15 protein-coding genes are annotated in these 20,711 nt (G+C 69.4%); 10 read left to right on the top strand and 5 right to left on the bottom strand.

All coding sequences use genetic code 11. The features are described 5' to 3' along the window. Nucleotides 1-104 precede the first annotated feature (104 nt). Nucleotides 105-419: a YbeD family protein gene (locus OCT48_RS11550; RefSeq protein ID WP_263589303.1), complete on the top strand. Its 315-nt coding sequence runs from the start codon at nt 105-107 to the stop codon at nt 417-419. Between the two features lies 1 nt (nt 420). Next, nucleotides 421-1,059: a lipoyl(octanoyl) transferase LipB gene (lipB, locus tag OCT48_RS11545; RefSeq protein WP_263589302.1), complete on the top strand. Its 639-nt coding sequence runs from the start codon at nt 421-423 to the stop codon at nt 1,057-1,059. A 130-nt stretch (nt 1,060-1,189) separates the two neighbouring features. Here the strand turns inward: lipB and lipA are convergent, their stop codons facing one another. Together lipA and OCT48_RS11535 are read right to left on the bottom strand one after the other, a co-directional pair. Further along, entirely contained in the window at nt 1,190-2,248 is a 1,059-nt protein-coding gene (gene lipA / locus OCT48_RS11540) for a lipoyl synthase (protein WP_263589301.1), read from the bottom strand. A gap of 155 nt (nt 2,249-2,403) precedes the next feature. Beyond that, nucleotides 2,404-3,390: a LysR family transcriptional regulator gene (locus tag OCT48_RS11535; protein WP_263589300.1), complete on the bottom strand. Its 987-nt coding sequence runs from the start codon at nt 3,388-3,390 to the stop codon at nt 2,404-2,406. A gap of 94 nt (nt 3,391-3,484) precedes the next feature. On the opposite strand from OCT48_RS11535, the gene OCT48_RS11530 reads away from it, so the two are divergent. From OCT48_RS11530 to OCT48_RS11510, 5 genes are all read left to right on the top strand, one after another. Further along, a complete protein-coding gene (locus tag OCT48_RS11530) occupies nt 3,485-4,390 on the top strand; it encodes a biotin carboxylase N-terminal domain-containing protein (protein WP_263589299.1) in 906 nt (301 codons plus the stop codon). A 124-nt stretch (nt 4,391-4,514) separates the two neighbouring features. After that, nucleotides 4,515-7,139, top strand: a complete 2,625-nt coding sequence (locus tag OCT48_RS11525; protein WP_263589298.1) for a DUF3141 domain-containing protein — start codon at nt 4,515-4,517, stop codon at nt 7,137-7,139. 240 nt (nt 7,140-7,379) lie between these two features. Beyond that, nucleotides 7,380-10,019 carry a type I DNA topoisomerase gene (topA, locus tag OCT48_RS11520; protein ID WP_263589297.1) on the top strand — a complete coding sequence of 880 codons (2,640 nt, stop codon included), beginning with the start codon at nt 7,380-7,382 and terminating at the stop codon, nt 10,017-10,019. Further along, complete coding sequence (locus OCT48_RS11515; RefSeq protein ID WP_263589296.1) at nt 10,016-10,480, top strand: DUF6586 family protein; 465 nt, start codon at nt 10,016-10,018, stop codon at nt 10,478-10,480. Before topA ends, OCT48_RS11515 begins: the two co-directional genes overlap by 4 nt. A 105-nt stretch (nt 10,481-10,585) precedes the next feature. Further along, the gene (locus OCT48_RS11510) at nt 10,586-12,172 is read left to right on the top strand and encodes an ABC-F family ATPase (RefSeq protein WP_263589295.1); all 1,587 of its coding nucleotides are present in this window, start codon (nt 10,586-10,588) and stop codon (nt 12,170-12,172) included. Between the two features lie 107 nt (nt 12,173-12,279). Here the strand turns inward: OCT48_RS11510 and OCT48_RS11505 are convergent, their stop codons facing one another. Beyond that, nucleotides 12,280-12,732 carry an ion channel gene (locus OCT48_RS11505; protein WP_263589294.1) on the bottom strand — a complete coding sequence of 151 codons (453 nt, stop codon included), beginning with the start codon at nt 12,730-12,732 and terminating at the stop codon, nt 12,280-12,282. A 332-nt stretch (nt 12,733-13,064) separates the two neighbouring features. Between OCT48_RS11505 and OCT48_RS11500 the strand changes: the two genes are divergently transcribed. The 3 genes from OCT48_RS11500 (at nt 13,065) to OCT48_RS11490 (ending at nt 15,676) form a co-directional block, all read left to right on the top strand. Then, entirely contained in the window at nt 13,065-14,333 is a 1,269-nt protein-coding gene (locus OCT48_RS11500; RefSeq protein ID WP_263589293.1) for a GspE/PulE family protein, read from the top strand. A 288-nt stretch (nt 14,334-14,621) separates the two neighbouring features. Then, nucleotides 14,622-15,236, top strand: coding sequence for a L,D-transpeptidase family protein (locus OCT48_RS11495; RefSeq protein ID WP_263592616.1), 615 nt, complete (start codon nt 14,622-14,624; stop codon nt 15,234-15,236). Nucleotides 15,237-15,412: 176 nt separating this feature from the next. Beyond that, the gene (locus OCT48_RS11490; protein ID WP_263589292.1) at nt 15,413-15,676 is read left to right on the top strand and encodes an Lpp/OprI family alanine-zipper lipoprotein; all 264 of its coding nucleotides are present in this window, start codon (nt 15,413-15,415) and stop codon (nt 15,674-15,676) included. Nucleotides 15,677-15,931: 255 nt separating this feature from the next. On the opposite strand, the gene OCT48_RS11485 is transcribed toward OCT48_RS11490, so the two are convergent. Both OCT48_RS11485 and mfd read right to left on the bottom strand, forming a co-directional pair. Beyond that, nucleotides 15,932-16,990 (bottom strand): L,D-transpeptidase family protein, encoded by a 1,059-nt coding sequence (locus OCT48_RS11485; protein ID WP_318152496.1) that lies wholly within the window; start codon nt 16,988-16,990, stop codon nt 15,932-15,934. A gap of 192 nt (nt 16,991-17,182) precedes the next feature. Further along, nucleotides 17,183-20,632 carry a transcription-repair coupling factor gene (mfd, locus tag OCT48_RS11480; RefSeq protein ID WP_263589290.1) on the bottom strand — a complete coding sequence of 1,150 codons (3,450 nt, stop codon included), beginning with the start codon at nt 20,630-20,632 and terminating at the stop codon, nt 17,183-17,185. Nucleotides 20,633-20,711: the final 79 nt, after the last annotated feature.

Below are 20,711 nucleotides of genomic sequence, written 5' to 3'. Positions count from 1 at the left end.
GAGATACCGCTATCTGCGATAGCCCTGCCGGCGCCCACCCGCGCCCTTGGTGGCAGGGCGCGGGTTGAGTAGAATGGTCGGGTATTCTTCCTGACGGGTGTGGAATGACCGACAAGACCCTGCGTGATCTTCGCCAGCCGTCCACCGGCCGTCGTGCCGGCAAGTCGCCGAAGATCACCTTTCCCTGCGATTATCCGATCAAGGTCGTGGGCGATGCCGCCGATGACTTCGCCGCCATGGTGTGTCAGGTGGTCACGCGCCACGCTCCCGACTTCGACGCACGGTGCATCCAGGTGGTGCCGAGTCGCAACGGCCGCTTCCAGTCCGTGCGGCTGACCCTGCGGGCCACCGGCGAGGTGCAGCTGAAGGCGCTGTTCACCGAGCTCAAGGCCAGCGGTCGCGTGCACATGGTGGTCTGAGGTGGAGCCGCTGCAGGTGCATCGCCTGGGCCGCCGCCCCTACGAGCCCGTGTGGCGGGCCATGCGCGATCTCACCGACGGCCGCGACCCCGCCACCCCCGATCAGCTGTGGCTGGTCGAGCATGATCCGGTGTTCACCCAGGGGCAGGCCGGCAAGCCCGAGCACCTGCTGATGCCCGGTGACATTCCGGTCGTGCAGACCGACCGCGGTGGACAGGTGACCTATCACGGGCCCGGCCAGGTGGTGCTCTACCCGCTGCTCGACGTGCGCCGCGCCCGGCTGGGCGTGCGCGACCTGGTGAGTGCCCTGGAGAACGCGGCCATCGCGCTGCTCGCCGACCATGGAGTCGAGGCCCATGCCCGCCCGGATGCGCCCGGCGTCTATGTGGGCGAGGCCAAGATCGCCTCCCTGGGCCTGCGGATCCGGCGCGGGGCGAGCTTCCACGGCATCGCCCTGAACGTCGACGGCGACCTCTCGCCCTTCGATCGCATCAATCCCTGCGGCTATGCCGGCATGGCCATGACGCGCCTGGCCGACGTGGCGCCGTCCTCGCCGGGGGTGGCGGCGGTCGCCGAGCGCCTCGCCGAACGCCTGGCGCGGGAGCTGGGGCGCGAACTCGTCGACGCAGCAAAAAGCTAGGGCTGCTCCCGAAGCACAAAAAAATCCCGAGGTCCTGGCCTCGGGATTTTTTTGTGCCTTGCCGATCCGTGGTTAGCCCCGAGACAAGCGCTGAAGCCTGCTTGGCTCTCGGCTCTCGGCCCTAACCCCCTCAGCCCACGTTGCGTGCGGGGATGAGGTTGGGGTCGGGCGCCTGGCCCGGCACCTCGGCGGGGGAGGCGAGCTCCAGGCCCAGGTTGTTGTTCTCGAACACCCGGTCGGCACGGTAGCTGGAGCGCACCAGGGGGCCGGACGGCACCTCCATGAAGCCCTTCTCCAGGCCCAGCCGGCGATAACGCTCGAACTCCTCCGGGGTGACCCAGCGTTCCACCGGCAGGTGGTTGCGGGTGGGACGCAGGTACTGGCCGAGGGTGACGATGTCGACGCCGATGGCGCGCAGGTCGTCGAAGGTCTGGAGGATCTCGTCCTCGGTCTCGCCGAGGCCCAGCATCAGGCTGGTCTTGGTGATGACGTCGGGGCGATGGCGCTTGGCGTGGGCCAGAACATCCAGGGTCTTGCGGTAGCCGGCGCGGGGGTCGCGCACGCGACGGGTCAGGCGCTCGACGGTCTCGACGTTCTGGGCGAAGACCTCGAGGCCGGAATCGACGACTCGTTCGATGGCGCTGGGCGCGCCGTCGAAGTCGGGCGTCAGGGCCTCCACCGCGACCTCGGGGGTGCGGGCCTTGATGGCGCGGATGCAGTCGGCATAGTGGCCGGCACCGCCGTCGGGCAGGTCGTCACGGTCCACCGAGGTCAGCACGATGTAGCGCAGGCCCATCAGCTCCACGGACTTGGCGGTATTCTCCGGTTCCTCGGCATCCAGCCAACCCTTGGGATTGCCGGTGTCCACCGCGCAGAAGCGACAGGCCCGGGTGCACACCGAGCCCATCAGCATGATGGTGGCGGTGCCGTTGCTCCAGCACTCGCCCATGTTGGGGCAGTGGGACTCGGCACAGACGGTGCTGAGCCGGTGCTCGGCCACGTTCTTCTTCACGGCGTCGAAGCGCTCGCCGCCGGGGATCTGGGCCCGCAGCCACTTCGGCTTGCGGCCGAGGGCCGGGCTCTCCTCGGCCTGCTGGCGTTGCTTCATGCCATCCTTGATGGCAGTCGCGCCGTGTTCGTTGCGATATTTCTCACCGCTGGACACATGCTTGGAGGTGTTGTTGCTCATGAGCTGGAAGCCTCTCCACTCGGCGGCTGGTCGCCAGGCGTGTGCGTTGCGGGTCGTCCGGTGACGGCAAGCGGGGGACGGCCGGCGACAGGCGTGGCGTGTATCGGTCTTGGCGCGCTAAGTTATCATATTCGCGGCTTGGCTGGACAGGCGGCTCAGTCCGCGGCCTTGGGCAGGCAGGCCACGTCGTGGCTGGGCAGCGGGGCAGGGACGGCACTGAAGTGGCTCTGCAGCTCGTCCAGGTGATCGCGCACGAAGCGCAGGAAGAGCTCGGTCACCGGGGTGGGGTAGCGTTCCCGATGGTAGACGGTGCACCAGGAATGGCGCAGCGGGAAGCCGGGCAGATCGAGCGGCGCGAGCAGCCCGGCCTCGAGTTCCAGGCGTACCGCCAGGCGCGGCAGCACGGCGACCCCGAGCTGGGCCATGACGCCCTGCTTGACCGCCTCGTTGGTGCCCATCTCGATGGCATGGGCCAGATCGACGTCCTGCTCGGCGGCGAGTTCCTCCAGGGCGCCCCGCACCCCGGAGCCGGGCTCGCGCATCAGTACGTAGTGACGGGCCAGGTCCTCCAGGGTCGGCCGCTCGGCCGCCAGCAGGGGGTGGCCCGGCCAGACCACCGGAATCATCTCGTTGTCGAGGATCGGCATGAACACCAGGTCCTCGTCCGGGGGCACCCTGGCCATGATCACCAGGTCATCGCGCTGCTCGGCCAGGCGCTCCAGGGCCCGGCCGCGATTGCACACGCGCAGGCGGATCTGGACATTGGGGTAGTGGGCACGGAAGCGAGCCAGCAGGTGCGGCACCACATACTGGGCGGTGGACACCGCCGCCAGGTTGAGTTCGCCGCTGATGGTGCCGTCGAGGTCCGACAGGCTCATCTGCAGCCGGGCGACCTGGCCGAAGATGGCCCGCACCGAGGCCGCCAGGGCATCCGCGGCGGGCAGGATGTGCAGGGTGCGCCCGGCATAGCGGAACAGCGGCTGGCCGAGGACCTGCTCGAGCTGGCGGATCTGGGCGCTGACTGCCGGCTGGGTCAGTCCCAGGGCCTCGGCGGCCCGGGAATAGGACTGGCGTTCATGGACGGCGCGGAAGACCTGGAGCTGGCGGAAGGTCAGACGATTGAGCAGTCGGGGTGTGGTCATGGCGTCGTCCAGTGGGGCGGGGCGCGGTAGCGTCCGGGCATGCCGTGCCGTCATGCTAGCATCGGCTTTGTCCTGCAAGCCATCCGGAGTCACCATGTCAGCATCCCCGCCTGCCGTTTCCCGCCTGCTGGTCGCCGCCGGCGGTCCCGGCGGCCTGCGCCTGCGCCAGGCCTGTGCCGAGCTCGGCCTGACGGCCATCCTGGCCGAGGGCAGCGCCGAGGCACTGGTGGCACAGGCCCGGGAGGCGGGCTGCGAGGCGCTTCACCCCGGCGAGGGGCGGGCCGTCGAGCAGCTGGCGCTGGCCGAGGCCTGCCGGCGTGCCGACCTGCGCTTCCTCGGCCCGCCGACCGAGCTGCTGGCGGCCATGGCCGAGGGCGGCGGCATGTGCCAGCGGATGCGCGAGGCCGGCCTGCCGGTGATCCGTGGGGCGGCGGGGCGGGAGGTGCGGATGTCCCTGCTGGCCGACGGCCAGGGCCGAGTGATCTACCTGGCCCCCCGCCAGCGCCTGCACGAGGCTCTCTCGGTGGCGCCGCTTGGCTGGCTGACCGCCGAGCGCAGCACCTATCTGGGGCGGCTGGCGGGCCAGGGCATTGCCGCCCTGGGGCTGACGGGCCTGGTGGAGGTACGGTTTCGCGTCGAGGGCAATCGCCTGGGTTTCGCCGCCATGGCACCGGGGCTCACCGGCGAGGAGGCCCTGGACGAGGCCCTGACCGGCCTGGATCCGGTGGTCGAGCAGCTGCGGGTGCTGCTCGGCGGGCGACTGCGGGAGCGCCAGCCGCGACTCGTGCCGCAGGGTCATGCCCGGCTGTGGCAGCTGTCATTGCCCCCGGCGGCCCTGCTGAGTGGCGGACCGGGGCTTCGCCTGGACCGGGCGCGCGGCGAGGGCGGCGCCCGCCTGCTGGCCTGGGGGCGCCTGGCCGAGGAGGCTCGATACCGGGCACGGCGGGGGCTGGTCGAGCTGCTGGGCGAGGCGGACGCGAAACACCTGGCCACGCTCTGAGGCCGGCGTGCCGAGACCGCTTCTCGCCTGGAGCCGATTTTTTCGCTATATTGCACTGCAGCAAAGACGAGTCTCACGCGGCGAATGTCCTTCGCCTTCCCATGGCCACCCATGGAGTCCAACGATGAATGCCCTGATGCCGACCCTGCCGCCAGCCGCGCTGTCCTTCATGGATCCCTTCGGTTTCGGTCGCGCCGCCTTCGACTACTGGCGCGACACTCTGGAGCGCAGCACGCTCTACCTGGATGTCATGCGCCAGCGCGGCAACCAGTATCTCGAGCATATCGAGCAGACCAAGCCCAATGTGCTGGGCTTCGAGGCCGAGGTGCTGCTGGACGGGCGTGACTTGCCGCGCCCGGTGAACTACGAGTTGCTGCGGATCCTGCCGCCCCAGGCGATGGAGACCGACCCGCAGATGCGGCCCTTCGTGGTCGTCGATCCCCGCGCCGGTCACGGGCCGGGGATCGGCGGCTTCAAGCCCGACAGCGAACTCGGCGTGGCCCTGCGCGCCGGGCATCCCTGCTACTTCATCGGCTTCCTGCCGTACCCCGAGCCCGGCCAGACCGTCGAGGACGTGGTCGAGGCGGAGGTTGCCTTCCTGCGCCATGTCATCGACCTCCACGCCGAGACCGCGGAGAAGCCGATGGTCGTCGGCAACTGCCAGGCGGGCTGGCAGATCATGATGGCGGCGGCCCTGGAGCCCGAGGTGTTCGGCCCGATCCTGATCGCCGGCGCGCCGCTGTCCTACTGGGCGGGCGAGCATGGCCGTGCGCCGATGCGCTATACCGGCGGGATGACCGGCGGCACCTGGGTGACCGCGCTGCTCGGTGACCTGGGGGCTGGACACTTCGACGGGGCCTGGCTGGTCCAGAACTTCGAGCGCCTCAATCCGGCCAATACCTGGTGGAACAAGCAGTATCGGCTCTACGCCAATGTCGATACCGAGGCCGACCGCTATCTGGAGTTCGAGCGCTGGTGGGGCGGGCATGTGGTGCTGGGCGCCCAGGAGATCCAGTACATCGTCGACAACCTGTTCGTCGGCAACCGTCTCTCCACCGCCCAGCTGGTCACCTCGGACGGTCGTCGCATCGACCTGCGCAACCTGCGCTCGCCGGTGGTGGTGTTCTGCTCCCGGGGCGATGACATCACGCCGCCGCCCCAGGCGCTGGGCTGGATCCGCGACCTCTACGAGGACACCGACGACATCATCGCCAACGAGCAGACCCTGGTGTACTGCGTCCATGACACCACGGGCCACCTGGGGATCTTCGTGTCGGGCAGCGTGTCCCGCAAGGAGCACGCCGAGTTCACCGCCAACATGGACTACATCGACGTGCTCCCGCCGGGGCTCTACGAGACCTCGATCTCGCGGGCCGAGGATCGCCCCGATGCCGAGCTGATCGAACGCGACTACCTGCTCGAGTTCGAGCGCCGCAGCATCGAGGAACTCGACCGGGAGGTCCAGCACCGCCCGGAGGACGACCGACGCTTCGCCACGGTGGCGCGCATCTCCGAGATCAACCTGGGGCTGTATCGTTTCTTCGTGCAGCCCTGGGTCCAGGCGCTGGCGACCCCGGAGGCCGCCCACTGGATGCGGCTGTTGCACCCCAACCGCATGGCCTACCGGTTGCTGTCGGATCGCAACCCGCTGATGGTACCGGTGCCGGTGATGGCCGAGACGATTCGCCGCGAACGCCACGAGGTGGGCCAGGACAACGTCTACCGGGCGGTGGAGGGCATCCTCTCCAGCCAGATCACCCATGTCCTCGACGCCTGGCGCAACCTGCGTGACCGGACCAGCGAGCGGGTCTTCCTGGACCTCTATGGCCAGCCGCTGCTGCAGGCCCTGGTCGGCCTCGGCGGTGACGCCCATGTGCCTCGCCGTCGCCCCGGCGCCGAGCCGGAGCACCGTCGCTTCGTCCAGCGCCGCCGGGAGGAGATCCATGCCCGGGTCGCCGAGGGCGGCAGCCACGAGGCGGTCATGCGCTCGGTCATCCATGTGCTGGGCGGCGCGCCCGCCAGTGACGAGCGCAACTTCAAGCGCCTGCGGGCCTCCCGGGCGGAACTCGAGCCGGGGATCCGCCTGGCCGACTTCAAGCACTTGGTGCGCGAGCAGTTCTTCATCCTCAACCAGGATCACCAGGCGGCGCTGGCGGCGATCCCGACGCTGCTGGCGGGGCAGAGCGCCGAGCAGATCGAAGGGCATCTGGCGCATATCGATCACGTGCTGGCTGCCAGCGGTGAGCTCAGCGAGCACGCCGCCGAGCGCTTCGCCCGTATCCAGTCGCTGTTCCGCCAGGCCAAGCCGGCCGAGCCCCCGAAGGAGGCCGCCCAGTCGGCCAAGACGTCGAAGACCACCCCTCGCTCGGCCAAGCCCCCGCAGGAGGCCGCCCAGCCGGCCGAGGCTTCGCAGCCCGCTGCCACGCCGGCCGAGCCCCCGAAGGAGGCCGCCCAGTCGGCCAAGACGTCGAAGACCACCCCTCGCTCGGCCAAGCCCCCGCAGGAGGCCGCCCAGCCAGCCAAGACGTCGAAGACCACCGCTCGCTCGGCCAAGCCCGCGCAGGCGGCTGACCAGCCGGCCGAGCCCCTGCAGGAGACCGCCCAGCCGGCCGAGGAGGCGGGCGAGGCCGATCCGGCGGCAGATAGTGCGGCATCGGCCGCCAGCGACAAGCCGGCCTCCAGCCGGCGTCGCAGTGCCAGCCGCAAGGCCGCCCCGCGTCGCCGCAAGCCGGGCAAGCCAGACGACTGATACGCGTTCGCCCGGTCGTCATCCCGCCCCCGCCGGCCTGCCGGCGGGGGCGTTGCGTTATTATCCCGGGCTTGTCGCCGTGGAATCAGCGGTCTAGGGTCATAGGCCCGGCCCCGTCGTGACTGGCGCGATGGCCGGCGCTGGGGTAGGGTAAGCGCATTTTTCACCCGTCGAGACTGGGCGGGCCGAAGCCGTCCGGCGCGAGCCCGCAGGCTCGCGCCTACAGAATTGTGGAGCACTATGGGCAAGTCACTGGTCATCGTCGAGTCGCCGGCCAAGGCCAAGACGATCAACAAGTATCTCGGCAACGACTTCATCGTGAAGTCGAGCGTGGGGCACATTCGTGACCTGCCGACCAGCGGCTCGGGCAAGGCAGCCTCGGACCCCAAGGAACGTGCGCGCCAGGCCGCGGCGACCCGCAAGATGTCCGCCGAGGAGAAGGCCGAGTACCGCCAGCGCAAGGCCCACGACCAGCTGATCCGGCGCATGGGCATCGACCCCGACCATGGCTGGGAGGCCAACTACGAGATCCTGCCCGGCAAGGAGAAGGTGGTCGCCGAGCTCAAGAAGCTCGCCGACAAGGCGGATACCGTCTATCTCGCCACCGACCTTGACCGCGAGGGGGAGGCCATCGCCTGGCACCTGCGCGAGACCATCGGGGGCGACGAGGCGCGCTATCGGCGCGTGGTGTTCAACGAGATCACCAGGAACGCCATCCAGGAGGCGTTCGAGGACCCCGGCCAGCTGAACATGCCGCGGGTCGAGGCCCAGCAGGCCCGCCGCTTCCTCGACCGGGTGGTGGGCTTCATGCTCTCGCCGCTGCTGTGGGCCAAGATCGCCCGTGGCCTGTCCGCGGGCCGGGTGCAGTCGGTGGCCATGCGCCTGATCGTCGAGCGCGAGCGCGAGATCCGCGCCTTCGTCCCCGAGGAATTCTGGGACGTGCACGCCGACCTGAAGCCGGCCGACGACGCCGAGGCCTCGCCGGTGCGCTTCGAGCTCACGCGCCAGGACGGCAAGGCCTTCCGGCCGACCTCCGAGGCCGAGACCCTGGAGCGCATCGCCGCGCTGCGCCAGGCTGCGCTTTCGATCACCTCGCGGGAGGACAAGCCGACCCGCTCGAAGCCCAACGCCCCCTTCATCACCTCCACGCTGCAGCAGGCCGCCAGCGGCCGGCTGGGCTTCTCGGTGAAGAAGACCATGACGCTGGCCCAGCGCCTCTACGAGGCCGGCTACATCACCTACATGCGGACCGACTCCACCAATCTCTCCGGGGAGGCGGTGGCCAGCGTGCGCGACTTCATCGGCGAGGAGTACGGGGCGCGCTACCTGCCCGAGGCACCCAACCGCTATTCCAGCAAGGAAGGCGCCCAGGAGGCCCACGAGGCCATCCGCCCCTCCGAGGTGGCCCGCCGGGCCAGCGACCTGGCCGGCATGGAACGCGATGCCGAACGCCTCTACGAGTTGATCTGGCGCCAGTTCGTGGCCTGCCAGATGACGCCCGCCGAGTACCTCTCCACCACGCTGACGGTGGAAGCCGACGGCTACGAGCTCAAGGCCAGGGGCCGCGTGCTCAAGTTCGACGGCTATACCCGGGTCATGAAGCCCATGGGCCGCAAGGACGAGGACCAGTCCCTGCCGGACCTGGCCGAGGGCACGCCCCTGCACCTCGAGGCCCTGGACCCCCAGCAGCACTTCACCAAGCCGCCGGCCCGCTACACCGAGGCGAGCCTGGTCAAGGAACTGGAGAAGAAGGGCATCGGCCGGCCGTCCACCTACGCCGCCATCATCTCCACCATCCAGGACCGCGGCTACGTCAAGCTGGAGAACCGGCGCTTCTACGCCGAGAAGCTCGGCGACATCGTCACCGAGCGCCTCAAGGAATCCTTCCCCGACCTGATGGACTACTCCTTCACGGCGCGCATGGAGGATAGCCTGGATGAGGTGGCCGAGGGCGAGCGCCGCTGGCGCGAGCTGCTCGATGCCTTCTACGCGGAATTCCGTGAGGAGCTGGCCCAGGCCGAGAGCGAGGAGGGCATGCGGCCCAACCAGCCGGTGCCCACCGACATCGACTGCCCGAGCTGCGGACGCAAGATGCAGATCCGCACCGCCTCCACCGGGGTCTTCCTGGGCTGCTCCGGCTACAACCTGCCACCCAAGGAGCGCTGCAAGACCACCATCGACCTGCTGCCCGGCGACGAGGCGGTGGCGGCCGATGCCGGCGAGGATGCCGAGACCGACGCCCTGCGGGCCAAGCATCGTTGCCCGAAGTGCGGCACCGCCATGGACAGCTACCTGATCGACGAGACCCGCAAGCTGCATATCTGCGGCAACAGCCCGGACTGTGACGGCTACGAGGTCGAGCCGGGCAAGTTCCGCATCAAGGGCTACGACGGCCCGACGATCGAGTGCGACAAGTGCGGCAGCGAGATGCAGCTCAAGTCCGGGCGGTTCGGCAAGTACTTCGGCTGCACCAACGAGGCCTGCAAGAACACCCGCAAGCTGCTGCGCAGCGGCGAGGTGGCGCCGCCCAAGATGGATCCGATCCCGATGCCGGAGCTGGCCTGCCAGAAGGTCGAGGACCACTATGTGCTGCGCGACGGAGCGAGCGGCCTGTTCCTGGCGGCGAGCAAGTTCCCCAAGAACCGCGAGACCCGTCCGCCGCTGGTCGCCGAGCTCAAGGCCCACGCCGAGGAGCTGCCCGAGAAGTATCGCTACCTGCTCGATGCGCCGAGCGAGGATCCCGACGGGCGGCCCGCCCAGATCCGCTTCTCGCGCAAGCTCAAGGAGCAGTTCGTGATGACCGACGACAACGGCAAGGCCACCGGCTGGAAGGCGACCTACGCCGATGGCCGCTGGCAAGTGGAGGACAAGCGCAAGTGACGCCCCGTTCGCGTACCAATCAGCTGCTCTATCAGGCCGAACTGCTGCTGGCGGTGCCGCCCGGCGACGACGAGCACCGCGAGGCCCGGCGCATGGCCGGCGAGGAAGGGGCCCTGGCCCTGCTGGAACTGGCCCTCGAGTCGCTGCTGCGCGAGGTCACCGAGCATGCCGCCCTCGAGCGCCACGACTGGCGCGAGCTGCTCGACCCCGAGGGGACGCCGCTGGCCGAGCTCGAGCGCCTGCGCAGCCTGGCGGCCCGGCCCGAGAGCTGGCTGGCCAGGCTGCTCGGCCGCCTGGAAGCCCTGCACGGAAGCGAGGGCGCGGCACGCCGGGCCAGCGGCGCCGCCCAGGGGCTGATCGCCGTGGGCAGCGCCGCCGCCCTGCACGAGGAGCTCCGCGACTGCCTGGCCGAGGCCAAGCGCGAGATCGCCGCGCTGCGCGAGACCAGCGAGGAGTGGTAGCGGGGCCGGCGGCGGCCAGTGCCGCTGCCCGGCTTCGCCAGGGGGTGAGAGATGCCGCCATAACCGGTACACTCTCGCCCCTTTTCCCCTTACCGGACCCCTCCCTTGATCGCTACCGCCAACGTCACCATGCAGTTCGGGGCCAGGCCCCTGTTCGAGAACGTCTCCATCAAGTTCGGCCGCGGCCACCGTTACGGCCTGATCGGCGCCAACGGCTGCGGCAAGTCCACCTTCATGAAGATCCTCGGCGGCGACCTCGAGCCCTCGGCCGGCCAGGTGATGGTCGAGCCGGGGGCCCGGCTCGGCCGGCTGCGCCAGGACCAGTTCGCCTTCGAGGACGAGCGGGTCATCGACACCGTGATCATGGGCAACCGGGAACTCTGGGAGGTCGCGGCGGAGCGCGAGCGCATCTACTCGCTGCCGGAGATGAGCGAGGCGGACGGCATGGCGGTGGCCGACCTGGAAGTGCGCTTCGCCGAACTCGATGGCTACACGGCCGAGGCCCGGGCCGGCGAGCTGCTGCTGGGGCTGGGCATCCCGCTGGCCCGGCACGGCGGGCCGATGAGCGAGGTATCGCCGGGCTGGAAGCTGCGCGTGCTACTGGCCCAGGCGCTGTTCGCCGACCCCGACGTGATGCTGCTCGACGAGCCCACCAACCACCTGGACATCAATACCATCCGCTGGCTGGAGGGGGTGCTGACGGCGCGCAACAGCACCATGATCATCATTTCCCACGACCGCCACTTCCTCAACAGCGTCTGCACGCACATGGCGGACCTGGACTACGGCGAGATCACGCTGTTCCCCGGCAACTATGACGACTACATGACCGCCGCCACCGCGGCGCGCGAGCGCCAGCACGCCGACAACGCCAAGAAGAAGGCCCAGATCGCCGAGCTGCAGGCCTTCGTCAGCCGCTTCTCGGCCAATGCCTCCAAGGCCAAGCAGGCCACCTCGCGGGCGCGTCAGATCGACAAGATCAAGCTCGAGGACATCAAGCCCTCCAGCCGGGTGAGTCCCTTCATCCGCTTCGAGCAGGGCCGCAAGATCCACCGCAACGCGGTCAACGTCGAGGCGATCACCAAGGGCTACGAGACGGCCGCCCCACTGTTCGAGCGCCTCTCGCTGACCGTCGAGGCCGGCGAGCGCATCGCCATCATCGGTCCCAACGGCATCGGCAAGACCACCTTGCTGAAGACCCTCGGCGGCGAGCTGGCGCCCGACGCCGGCGAGGTCCGCTGGACCGACAGCGCCGAGCTCGGGGTCTTCGCCCAGGATCACGGCGACGACTTCGCCAACGACGCGACCCTGTTCGAATGGATGGCCCAGTGGACCGATGGCGGCGAACAGGTGGTGCGTGGCGCCCTGGGCCGCATGCTGTTTTCCAGCGACGACATCGACAAGTCGGTGAAGGTCATCTCCGGTGGCGAGGCGGGGCGCATGCTGTTCGGCAAGCTGACCCTGACCCGGCCCAACGTGCTGCTGATGGACGAGCCCACCAACCACCTGGACATGGAATCCATCGAGGCCCTCAACCTGGCGCTGGCGAACTATCCGGGCACCCTGATCTTCGTCAGCCATGACCGCGAGTTCGTCGCCTCGCTGGCCACGCGTATCATCGACATGGGCGAGGAGGGCATCAGCGACTTCACCGGCAGCTACGACGACTACCTGAGGAGCCAGGGGCTCTAGCGAACGCGCCTGGCGGAGAGGGATACCTCGGGCGCCTGACGGCGCCATCGTGCTCTATCGAGCGCTCCCACAGGGTTGGGAGATGCCTCGGGCGCCTCACCCCGGCGTCAGCGGCGGTCGTTCCAGTGGCGCTGCATCTCGAGGAAGGTCAGCGATGCCGACCAGGTGATCAGCATGAAGCCGGTCAGCGATTCGGTGCCCATCAGGAAGCGCAGCGGCCCCACCGGGTACACGTCCCCGTAGCCCAGGGTGGTGTAGGTGATGGCCGAGAGGTAGATGTAGTCGAGGCCATTGACGATCGTGGTCCCGGCGATGCTGGCCGAGGTGGTCGCCTCCAGCCACCAGGCCGTCAGGCCGAACAGCCAGATCTCCACCACATGGGCGCCGAGCAGGCCGAACATCAGGCCCAGGAAGCGCCGCCGCCGGGTCGGGGAGGTCCGCCGCATCAGGCCGCTGAGCACGCTCGACACCTCGTAGTGCAGCAGAACGCAGATCATCACCACGATGACGGTGGCAGCCACCGCGGTCAGGTGACTGATATCGAGCAGGGCATCGGTCAAGGGCGCCTCCTTGGCGGTGGAATCGGGACGGGGGCGGCCGGCTTCCGTGGCCTCTCTCGGCTAGGGTATCAGCAGCAGTCCCGATCGGGCACGGCGAGGGGCTGCCGGGCGCGCTCGGCGTCATCGGGGTCGCGGATGTGCGGGCCAAACGGGCCGGCGGCCGGGAGGAGCGCGAATGCTTCATGGCCCTCGCCGAGGGCCAGGATGCCGAGGTCCGTCGACTGTCCCGGGACATGCAGCGCCTCGAGGACTACTGAGCAGGCGACGCCCGGCGCCGGGCTGGCTAGGCTGGGGACAGGTTCTGTCCATTCGCCCCGCTGCCAGGAGTGCCCATGCGCCAGTTCTCGCCCCCTTTTCCGTCACCGACCCCCGCGACCCTGCTGCCCAACCTCGCCACACTCATCGACAGCCCGCCCACCGACGATGAGGTGCTCGAGGCCCATGTCCTCCTCGACGACGCCCTCCGGGCCCGGGCCAGCGATGTCCACCTGGATCCCTTCGAGGGAGGGCTGCGCCTGCGCCTGCGTATCGACGGCCGTGTCGTCGATGCGGCCACCGTCGAGACTGGCCTTGGCCAGCGACTCATCAACCAGCTCAAGGTTCTCGCGGGGCTCAATCCGGTGCCGTCGTTGTCCACCGCCGAGAGCAGTTTCGGCTGGACATCGAGCGGGGAGGGCGGGGTCGCCGCCGAGGAGCGGTTCCTGCGGGTCACGGCGGTGAAGTGCGTGGCCGGCGAGAAGCTGGCGGTGCGCTTCCTGTCACCGCCTCCCGCCTTCACCGACCCCGCGGCCCTGGGCCTTGGCGAGCACGGGGTGCAGGGGCTGAGGCGCTGGCTGGATGCCACGGGCGGCATGCTGCTGGTCGCCGGGCCCACCGGTGCCGGCAAGACCACGACCCTCTACACCCTCCTCGAGCAGCTGCGCCTCACCGACAGCCAGGTGGTCACGCTGGAAGACCCGGTCGAGTACGAGCTGGCGGGCATCAATCAGGTACAGGTCGACCCGGACCACGGACACGATTTCGCCTCGGGCACCCGCTCCATGCTGCGCCTGGATCCCGACTATGTGCTGATCGGCGAGCTGCGCGATCCGGGGTCCGCCCAGGCGGCGGTCAGTGTCGCCAATGGCGGCCGCTCGCTGATGGCCACCCTGCATAGCCGCGATGCCGTGGGCGTGGTGTCCACGTTGCGCCAGCTGGGGCTCGACGATGCCGAGATCGGGGCCAGTCTCGGCCTGGTGATCGCCCAGCGGCTGGTGCGCCGGCTGTGTACGGCCTGCCGCCGGCTGGAGGCCGTGGAGCCCGAGGATGCCGACTGGCTCTCGGCGGTGGGGGCGCCGGTGCCTCGGCGCGCCTGGTCGGCGGTGGGCTGTGAACGCTGCCAGGGTCTGGGCTATCACGGCCGCACCGGGGTCTTCGAGGTCTGGCAGCCGTCCGGCGACGACCATGGCCGCTTGTTGCGTCACGCCGACGAGACCGAGCTGCGCCGCGGCCTGGTCGAGCGGGGCGTGCCCCTGATGCTGGACGACGGCCTGGCCAAGGCGGAGCGTGGCGTCACGACCCTGCGCGAGGTGTTGCGAATGGGCGCCATCCTGGCGGCCTGACCCGGCGCATCTCGTCCGGCCCCGGCCGGACGAATCACGCGCTGCCCCGGGCCCAGCGTTCGAAGGGGAGGTGTCGGGACTGTCGGTGAATGGAGACGCTGGCGGAGGTTGCGGCATGGCGGTGTCGGTTCTGAGCGACGGTGACATGCGCTCGGGATGGCTCCCGGCCGGGGTGTCTGCCGCCCCAGGGCAAGATGCATCCAACGTCCCCTGACAGGGACAGCGGAATACGCTATAAAGGCGCTCATGTTTCCCTGTCACGATGCTTCCATGACGAAGAAGGTGGAGATGCCGGTTCTTTCCCGTCGCCGATTCGGCCTGCTGGCCCTGAGTGCCTCCCTCTGGCCATGGGCGACCGCCCAGGCCAGTCCGGCCTTGATGAACGATCTGCTGGCGCAGGCCACGTCGCCGCGGTATCCCGACGAACTCTGGGTGCTGGTCGACGACCGCGAGGCGTCGCTCAGCCTCTACCGCGGCGAGGCGCGGCTGGAGCACTATGCGCCGATCTCGCTGGGGCGCGGTGGCGCCAAGCCCCAGCGGGTGCGCGGCGACCGGGCCACGCCCCTGGGCGAGTTCCGGGTAAACCGGTTCAACCGTCACAGCAAGTTCCACATCTTCGTCGGCCTGGACTATCCCACGCCGACCCATGCCCGGCTGGCGTTGGCGTCGGGGCTCTACAGCCAGCAGGACTATGACGACTATTTCTCGTACTACCGTCGCCACGGTTCGCCTCCCCAGGACACGGTGCTGGGCGGCTACATCGGCATCCACGGGGTCGGCGTCGGCGATCCCGAGATCCACCGTCGCTTCCACTGGACCGATGGCTGCGTGGCCGTCACCGATGGCCAGGTGGAGCGACTGTCGTCGATCATCGACATTGGCACGCGAGTCGTGATCCGCTAGGCTTTACATGCGCTAGGGACGTTCTAGTCAGTAGACAAGCGTTGTGTCTTGCTATAGAACAGCGTTTGACTCCCGTGACACGCAGCAGACATTGCTGCAGGAAGACCTGCCTTTGCAGGAAGCCTGTTCTGCAGGCATCACCAACGCAGTACCAAGGAAGACCCAAGGAGAACACCATGACTATGAAGACCACTCTGAAGCTGACTGCCGCTGCTGCCTCTCTCGCCGTTCTGGCCGGCTGTGCCTCTTCCAGCGCCCTGGAAGAAGTTCGCATGACTGCCGAGTCCGCTCAGGCCGACGCCGCCGAAGCTCGCAGCATCGCCACCCAGGCACAGAACACCGCCAACCAGGCACAGCGTGACGCTCAGGCCGCTCTGCAGATGTCCCAGCAGAACCGTGAAGAGATGAACCGCATGTTCGAGAGTTCCATGCGCAAGTAAGCCCGGATCACCACGCCAGGCACGCTGCCTGGCGATGTGGTATCAGAGACCACCCCTCCTGCGAGGGGTGGTTTTTTATATTGCATCGCACACCAGCGGAAGCTGGGCAGTCCTGTGGGAGCGCTCGTAGAGCGCGATGGCGCCGCGAGGCGCCTGAGGCATCTTCCACCGCCGCTGCGCGGCGGATCGCGCAGCGCGCTGCGCTCCCACGAAGAGCCTCAACACCTGCCATCTTCTGTGGGAGCGCCGGTGCCGTCAGCCCTGCGGCGGCAGCTGTTCGTACAGGCTCGGCCGGGCGGCGATCAGCTCCAGGCGGTCATACAGGGTTTCCGGGGCCGGGGCCGGTTCGGCGGGCTCGGGGGAGGACTCCAGCGCCACCGGCATGCCGCCGGGGATCTCCACCACCTCGCGCAGCCGCGAGTAGTCGACCGGGTATTCGAGCCCCTCGATGCTGGAATCGACCTGGCCCAGCGCCTTGGTGACGCGCTGGATGCTGGTACCCTGTTTCTCGTCCAGGTAGGGGTAGGCCTGGACATAGAGGGTGCCGTCGGACCAGCCCAGCTTGAAGCTCTCGTTGATCAGCCGCACCTGGGTGCCCACCGCGATCTGGTCGAACAGGTGCTCCACATCCTGCGGGAGCATCCGCACGCAACCGTGGGAGACGCGCATGCCGACACCCTCCGGCTTGTTGGTGCCGTGGATCAGGTAGCCGGGAATGCCCAGGCGCATCTTGCGGGTGCCCAGCGGGTTGTCCGGGCCGGCAGGCACCACGCCGGGCAGCGGATCGCCGGCCTCGGCGTGTTCGCGGCGGATGGATTCCGGCGGGTACCAGGCCGGGTTCTCGACCTTCTCGGTGATGGTGGTATTGCCCAGCGGCGTCTCCCAGTCCTGGCGGCCCACCCCGAGAGGGTAGGTCTGGACGATGCGCGGCTCGCCTTCCTCGGCCGGGGGATAGTAGTAGAGGCGCATCTCGGCGACATTGATCACGATGCCGGTACGCGGCGCGTCGGGCAGGATGAACTGGCCGGGAATCGTCACCTCGGTGCCTTCGCCGGGATACCAGACGCTGACGTCCGGGTTGGCGCGCACCATGGCCCGGTAGCCGATACCGTGCTCATGGCCGATATCGATCAGGGTGTCCTCCTTGTCGGCCTCGACGGTGTAGACCTCGCCGACGAGGTCGCCCTCCTCGGGCAGCAGATAGTAGCCGCGAGGCAGGTCCTCGTTGGCCTGCAGCGGGGCGGCGAGGACGGTGCTTAGCCCGAGCAGCAGGGTGGTGCGGGCCAGGGCGCCGCGTAAAGAGGGTGCGGTCATGGTGGTCATGGTCTCGGATCGGGTTTGTCATCGGGGCCGACCCCATCCGTGGGGATCGGCATTGGCGTTAGAGTGCCCCAGCCGGTGTCGGTTCGCCAGTAGGACGCTCAGTGAAAGCGAGGGGAGGAGTGAGAGGGAGGCCGTGAGGTGGCTTTCACCTCCCCCCCTTTCTCCTTGCCCCTCACCCCTGGGTCATGCCGCTTCGGCCTTGCGGTTGAGGGCATCGAGCAGCTGCTCCACGACGGCGAAGCGGGCCGCCTCGTCGGCCATGTCGGCCTCGAAGCGCAGGGTGTCGGCGCCCTCCAGGCGATAGCGCTGCGGTTCCCGCTGGATCAGCTCGACCAGGATCAACGGGTCGACCCGGGTATGGCCGGCGAAGATCACCCGGCCCCGCTCGGGGCCGGCCTCGAGGCGCGCGATGCCCAGGCGCTCGGCGCGCTGGCGCAACCGGGTCTGGCGCAGCAGGGTCTTCACCGGCGCCGGCAGCAGGCCGAAGCGATCGATCATCTCCACCTGGAGCTCCTTGAGCTCGGCCTCGCTCTCGGCGCTGGCGATGCGCTTGTACATCACCAGGCGCTGCTGGACATCATGCAGGTAGTCGTCGGGGATCAGCGCCGGCAGGTTGAGGCCGATCTCCACGCCCTGGTCCAGGGGCGCCTCGATGTTGGGCGTCTTGCCCTCGCGGATCGCCTTCACGGCGCGGTCGAGCATCTGCATGTAGAGGCTGTAGCCGATCGCCTCCATCTGGCCGCTCTGCTCGTCGCCGAGCAGCTCGCCGGCGCCGCGGATCTCCATGTCGTGGCTGGCCAGGGTGAAGCCGGCGCCGAGGTCCTCGGCCTGGCCGATGGCCTCCAGGCGCTTGACGGCGTCCCGGGTCATCGCCCGCGGGGGCGGGGCCAGCAGGTAGGCATAGGCCTGGTGGTGGCTGCGGCCCACCCGGCCGCGCAGCTGGTGGAGCTGGGCGAGGCCGAACTTGTCGGCGCGCTCGATGATGATGGTGTTGGCGCTCGGCACGTCGATGCCGGTCTCGATGATGGTCGAGCAGACCAGCACGTTGAAGCGCTTGTGGTAGAAGTCGGACATCACCCGCTCCAGGGAGCGTTCCGGCAGCTGGCCGTGGGCCACGGCCACCCGGGCCTCGGGCACCAGGCCGCGCACCGTCTCGGCGGCGGTCTCGATGGTCTTGACCTCGTTGTGCAGGAAGTAGACCTGGCCGCCGCGCAGGATCTCGCGCAGCAGCGCCTCCTTGATCACCGCCTCGTCGCGCTGCTGGACGAAGGTCTTCACCGACAGCCGGCGGGCCGGCGGGGTGGCGATGATCGACAGGTCGCGGATCCCGCTCATGGCCATGTTCAGGGTGCGCGGGATCGGCGTGGCGGTCAGCGTCAGGATGTCCACCTCGGCGCGCAGGCTCTTCAGGCGCTCCTTCTGGGCGACCCCGAAGCGGTGTTCCTCGTCGATGATCAGCAGGCCCATGTTGGGGAAGCGCATCGACTTGGAGAGCAGCTTGTGGGTGCCGATGACGATGTCGGCCTGGCCCGCCTCGATGCGCTTCAAGGCGGCGCTCTGGCCCTGGCCGGCGGTGAAGCGCGAGATCAGCTCGATGTTCACCGCGGTGTCGGCGAAGCGGTCGCGGAAGTTCTCGTAGTGCTGACGGGCCAGCAGGGTGGTGGGCACCAGGACCACCACCTGGCGGTCCGAGTGCACGGCGAGGAAGGCCGCCCGCATGGCCACCTCGGTCTTGCCGAAGCCGACGTCGCCGCACACCACCCGGTCCATGGGGCGGGGCGCGGTCATGTCGCCCAGCACCGCCTGGATGGCCGCGCGCTGGTCGGGGGTCTCCTCGAAGGGGAAGCTGCCGGCGAAGCGGGCGTACTCGGCGTCGGGCGGCGCGCAGGCGAAGCCCTCCCGGGCCTCGCGGCGGGCATAGACGTCGAGCAGTTCGGCGGCGGTGTCGCGGATCTTCTCCGCGGCCTTGCGCTTGGCCTTCTCCCACTGCTCGGAGCCCAGCCGGTGCAGCGGCGCCAGTTCCTCGTCGGCGCCGGCATAGCGCGAGATCAGGTGCAGGCTGTCCACCGGCACGTAGAGCTTGGCGCCGTCGGCGTATTCCAGCGACACGAACTCGGCGGCCTGGCCGCCGGCCTCGAGGGTCTCGAGGCCCCGGTAGCGCCCGACGCCGTGGGCCTGGTGGACGACCGGCGCGCCGGGCTTGAGCTCGGAGAGGTGGCGGACGGCCAGCTCGCTGTCGTCGGTGGCCTTCTCGCGGCGACGGCTCTGGCGCACCACCTCGCCGAACAGCTCGGTCTCGCTGATCACCGCCAGGTTCGGCGATTCCAGCCACAACCCGGCCTCGATGGCGCCCTCGGTGATGGCGGTGCGCTCGCCGGCGGCGAGGAAGGCGGCGAAGTCATCGACATGGGGCAGGGCGAGCCCCAGGGGTGCCAGCGTCTCCTCGAGGGCCTCGCGTCGGCCGCGTGACTCGGCGACGAACAGGACCCGGGTCTCGGGCCGCGCGTCGAGGAAGGCCGTCAGGGCGGCCAGGGGCTGCTTGCCGCGGGCGTTGACCGTGACCTCGGGGGGCGTCCGGGCGGCCGGCACCCGGGCATGGCGATGGGTCGGGTCGTCGGTGAGCTCGACCCGTGGGTGGCGCTTGATGGCGCCGAAGGCCTCGGCCACCGGCACGAAGGCCCGGTGGGGCGGCAGCAGCGGTCGGGTGGGGTCGACGCCGAGGTTCTCGTAGCGACTCTCGATGGCCGCCCAGTGGTGTTCGGCGGCCGCGAAGGTGCCCGGCAGCAGGGCGACCCGGGTCCCCTCGGCGAGGTGCTCGAACAGCGTGGCCGTCTCGTCGAAGAACAGCGGCAGGTACTGCTCGAGCCCGGGGGAGGGGATGCCCTTGAGGGCATCGACATACAGCGGACACTGGCGGGGGTCGACGTCGAACAGCGTCTCGAAGCCCTCCCGGAAGCAGGCCACGGCCGAGCGCGACAGCGAGTACTCGTGGGCGGGCAGCAGCTCGACGCCCGCCACCTTGTCCTGGCTGCGCTGGGTGTCCGGGTCGAAATGGCGCAGGGTGTCGATCTCGTCGTCGAACAGGTCGATGCGCAGGGGCGACTCGCTGCCCATGGGGAAGAGATCGATCAGCGCGCCGCGCAGGGCGTACTCGCCGGGCTCGAAGACCGTCTCCACGGCCCGGTAGCCGGCCCGCGACAGGCTCTCCCGGAACTTCTCCCGGTCCAGGGTCATGCCCACCTCGAGGGTCATCACCCGGCCGGCGATGTAGTCCACCGGCGGCAGGCGCTGCATCAGCGTATTGATCGCCACCAGCACGATGCCGTGCTCGCCGTCCTGGAGGCGGCGCAGGGTGCGCAACCGGGCCGAGACGATGTCCTGGTGCGGCGAGAAGCTGTCGTAGGGCAGGGTCTCCCAGTCGGGGAAGGGCAGCACCGGCAGGCGCGAGTAGAAGCCCAGCTCGCCCTCCAGGCGCTGGGCCTGGGCGGTGTCGGCGGTCACCACCAGCAGCGGCGCGTCCTCGGCCAGGTGGGCCAGGGACAAGGCCGTGGCGCTGCCGGGAGGCGTCTGCCAGTAGAGAGTGTCGCGCAGTCCCCGGGGACGCGCGGGATCGAGAGGCGAGAAAGTCGGCATGGCGTCGCTTGCACGTGTCGAATGGATGACTGGGCGCATCATACCAGCCCGACACCCTCGTGTAGTGAAGCCCCGTACT

The sequence above is a fragment of the Halomonas sp. M4R1S46 genome (genome assembly GCF_025725685.1).
In the GTDB taxonomy this organism is placed as follows: domain Bacteria; phylum Pseudomonadota; class Gammaproteobacteria; order Pseudomonadales; family Halomonadaceae; genus Halomonas.
The sequence above is the reverse complement of the archived record's forward strand: the minus strand, read 5'-3'. Positions and strand labels throughout refer to the sequence as shown.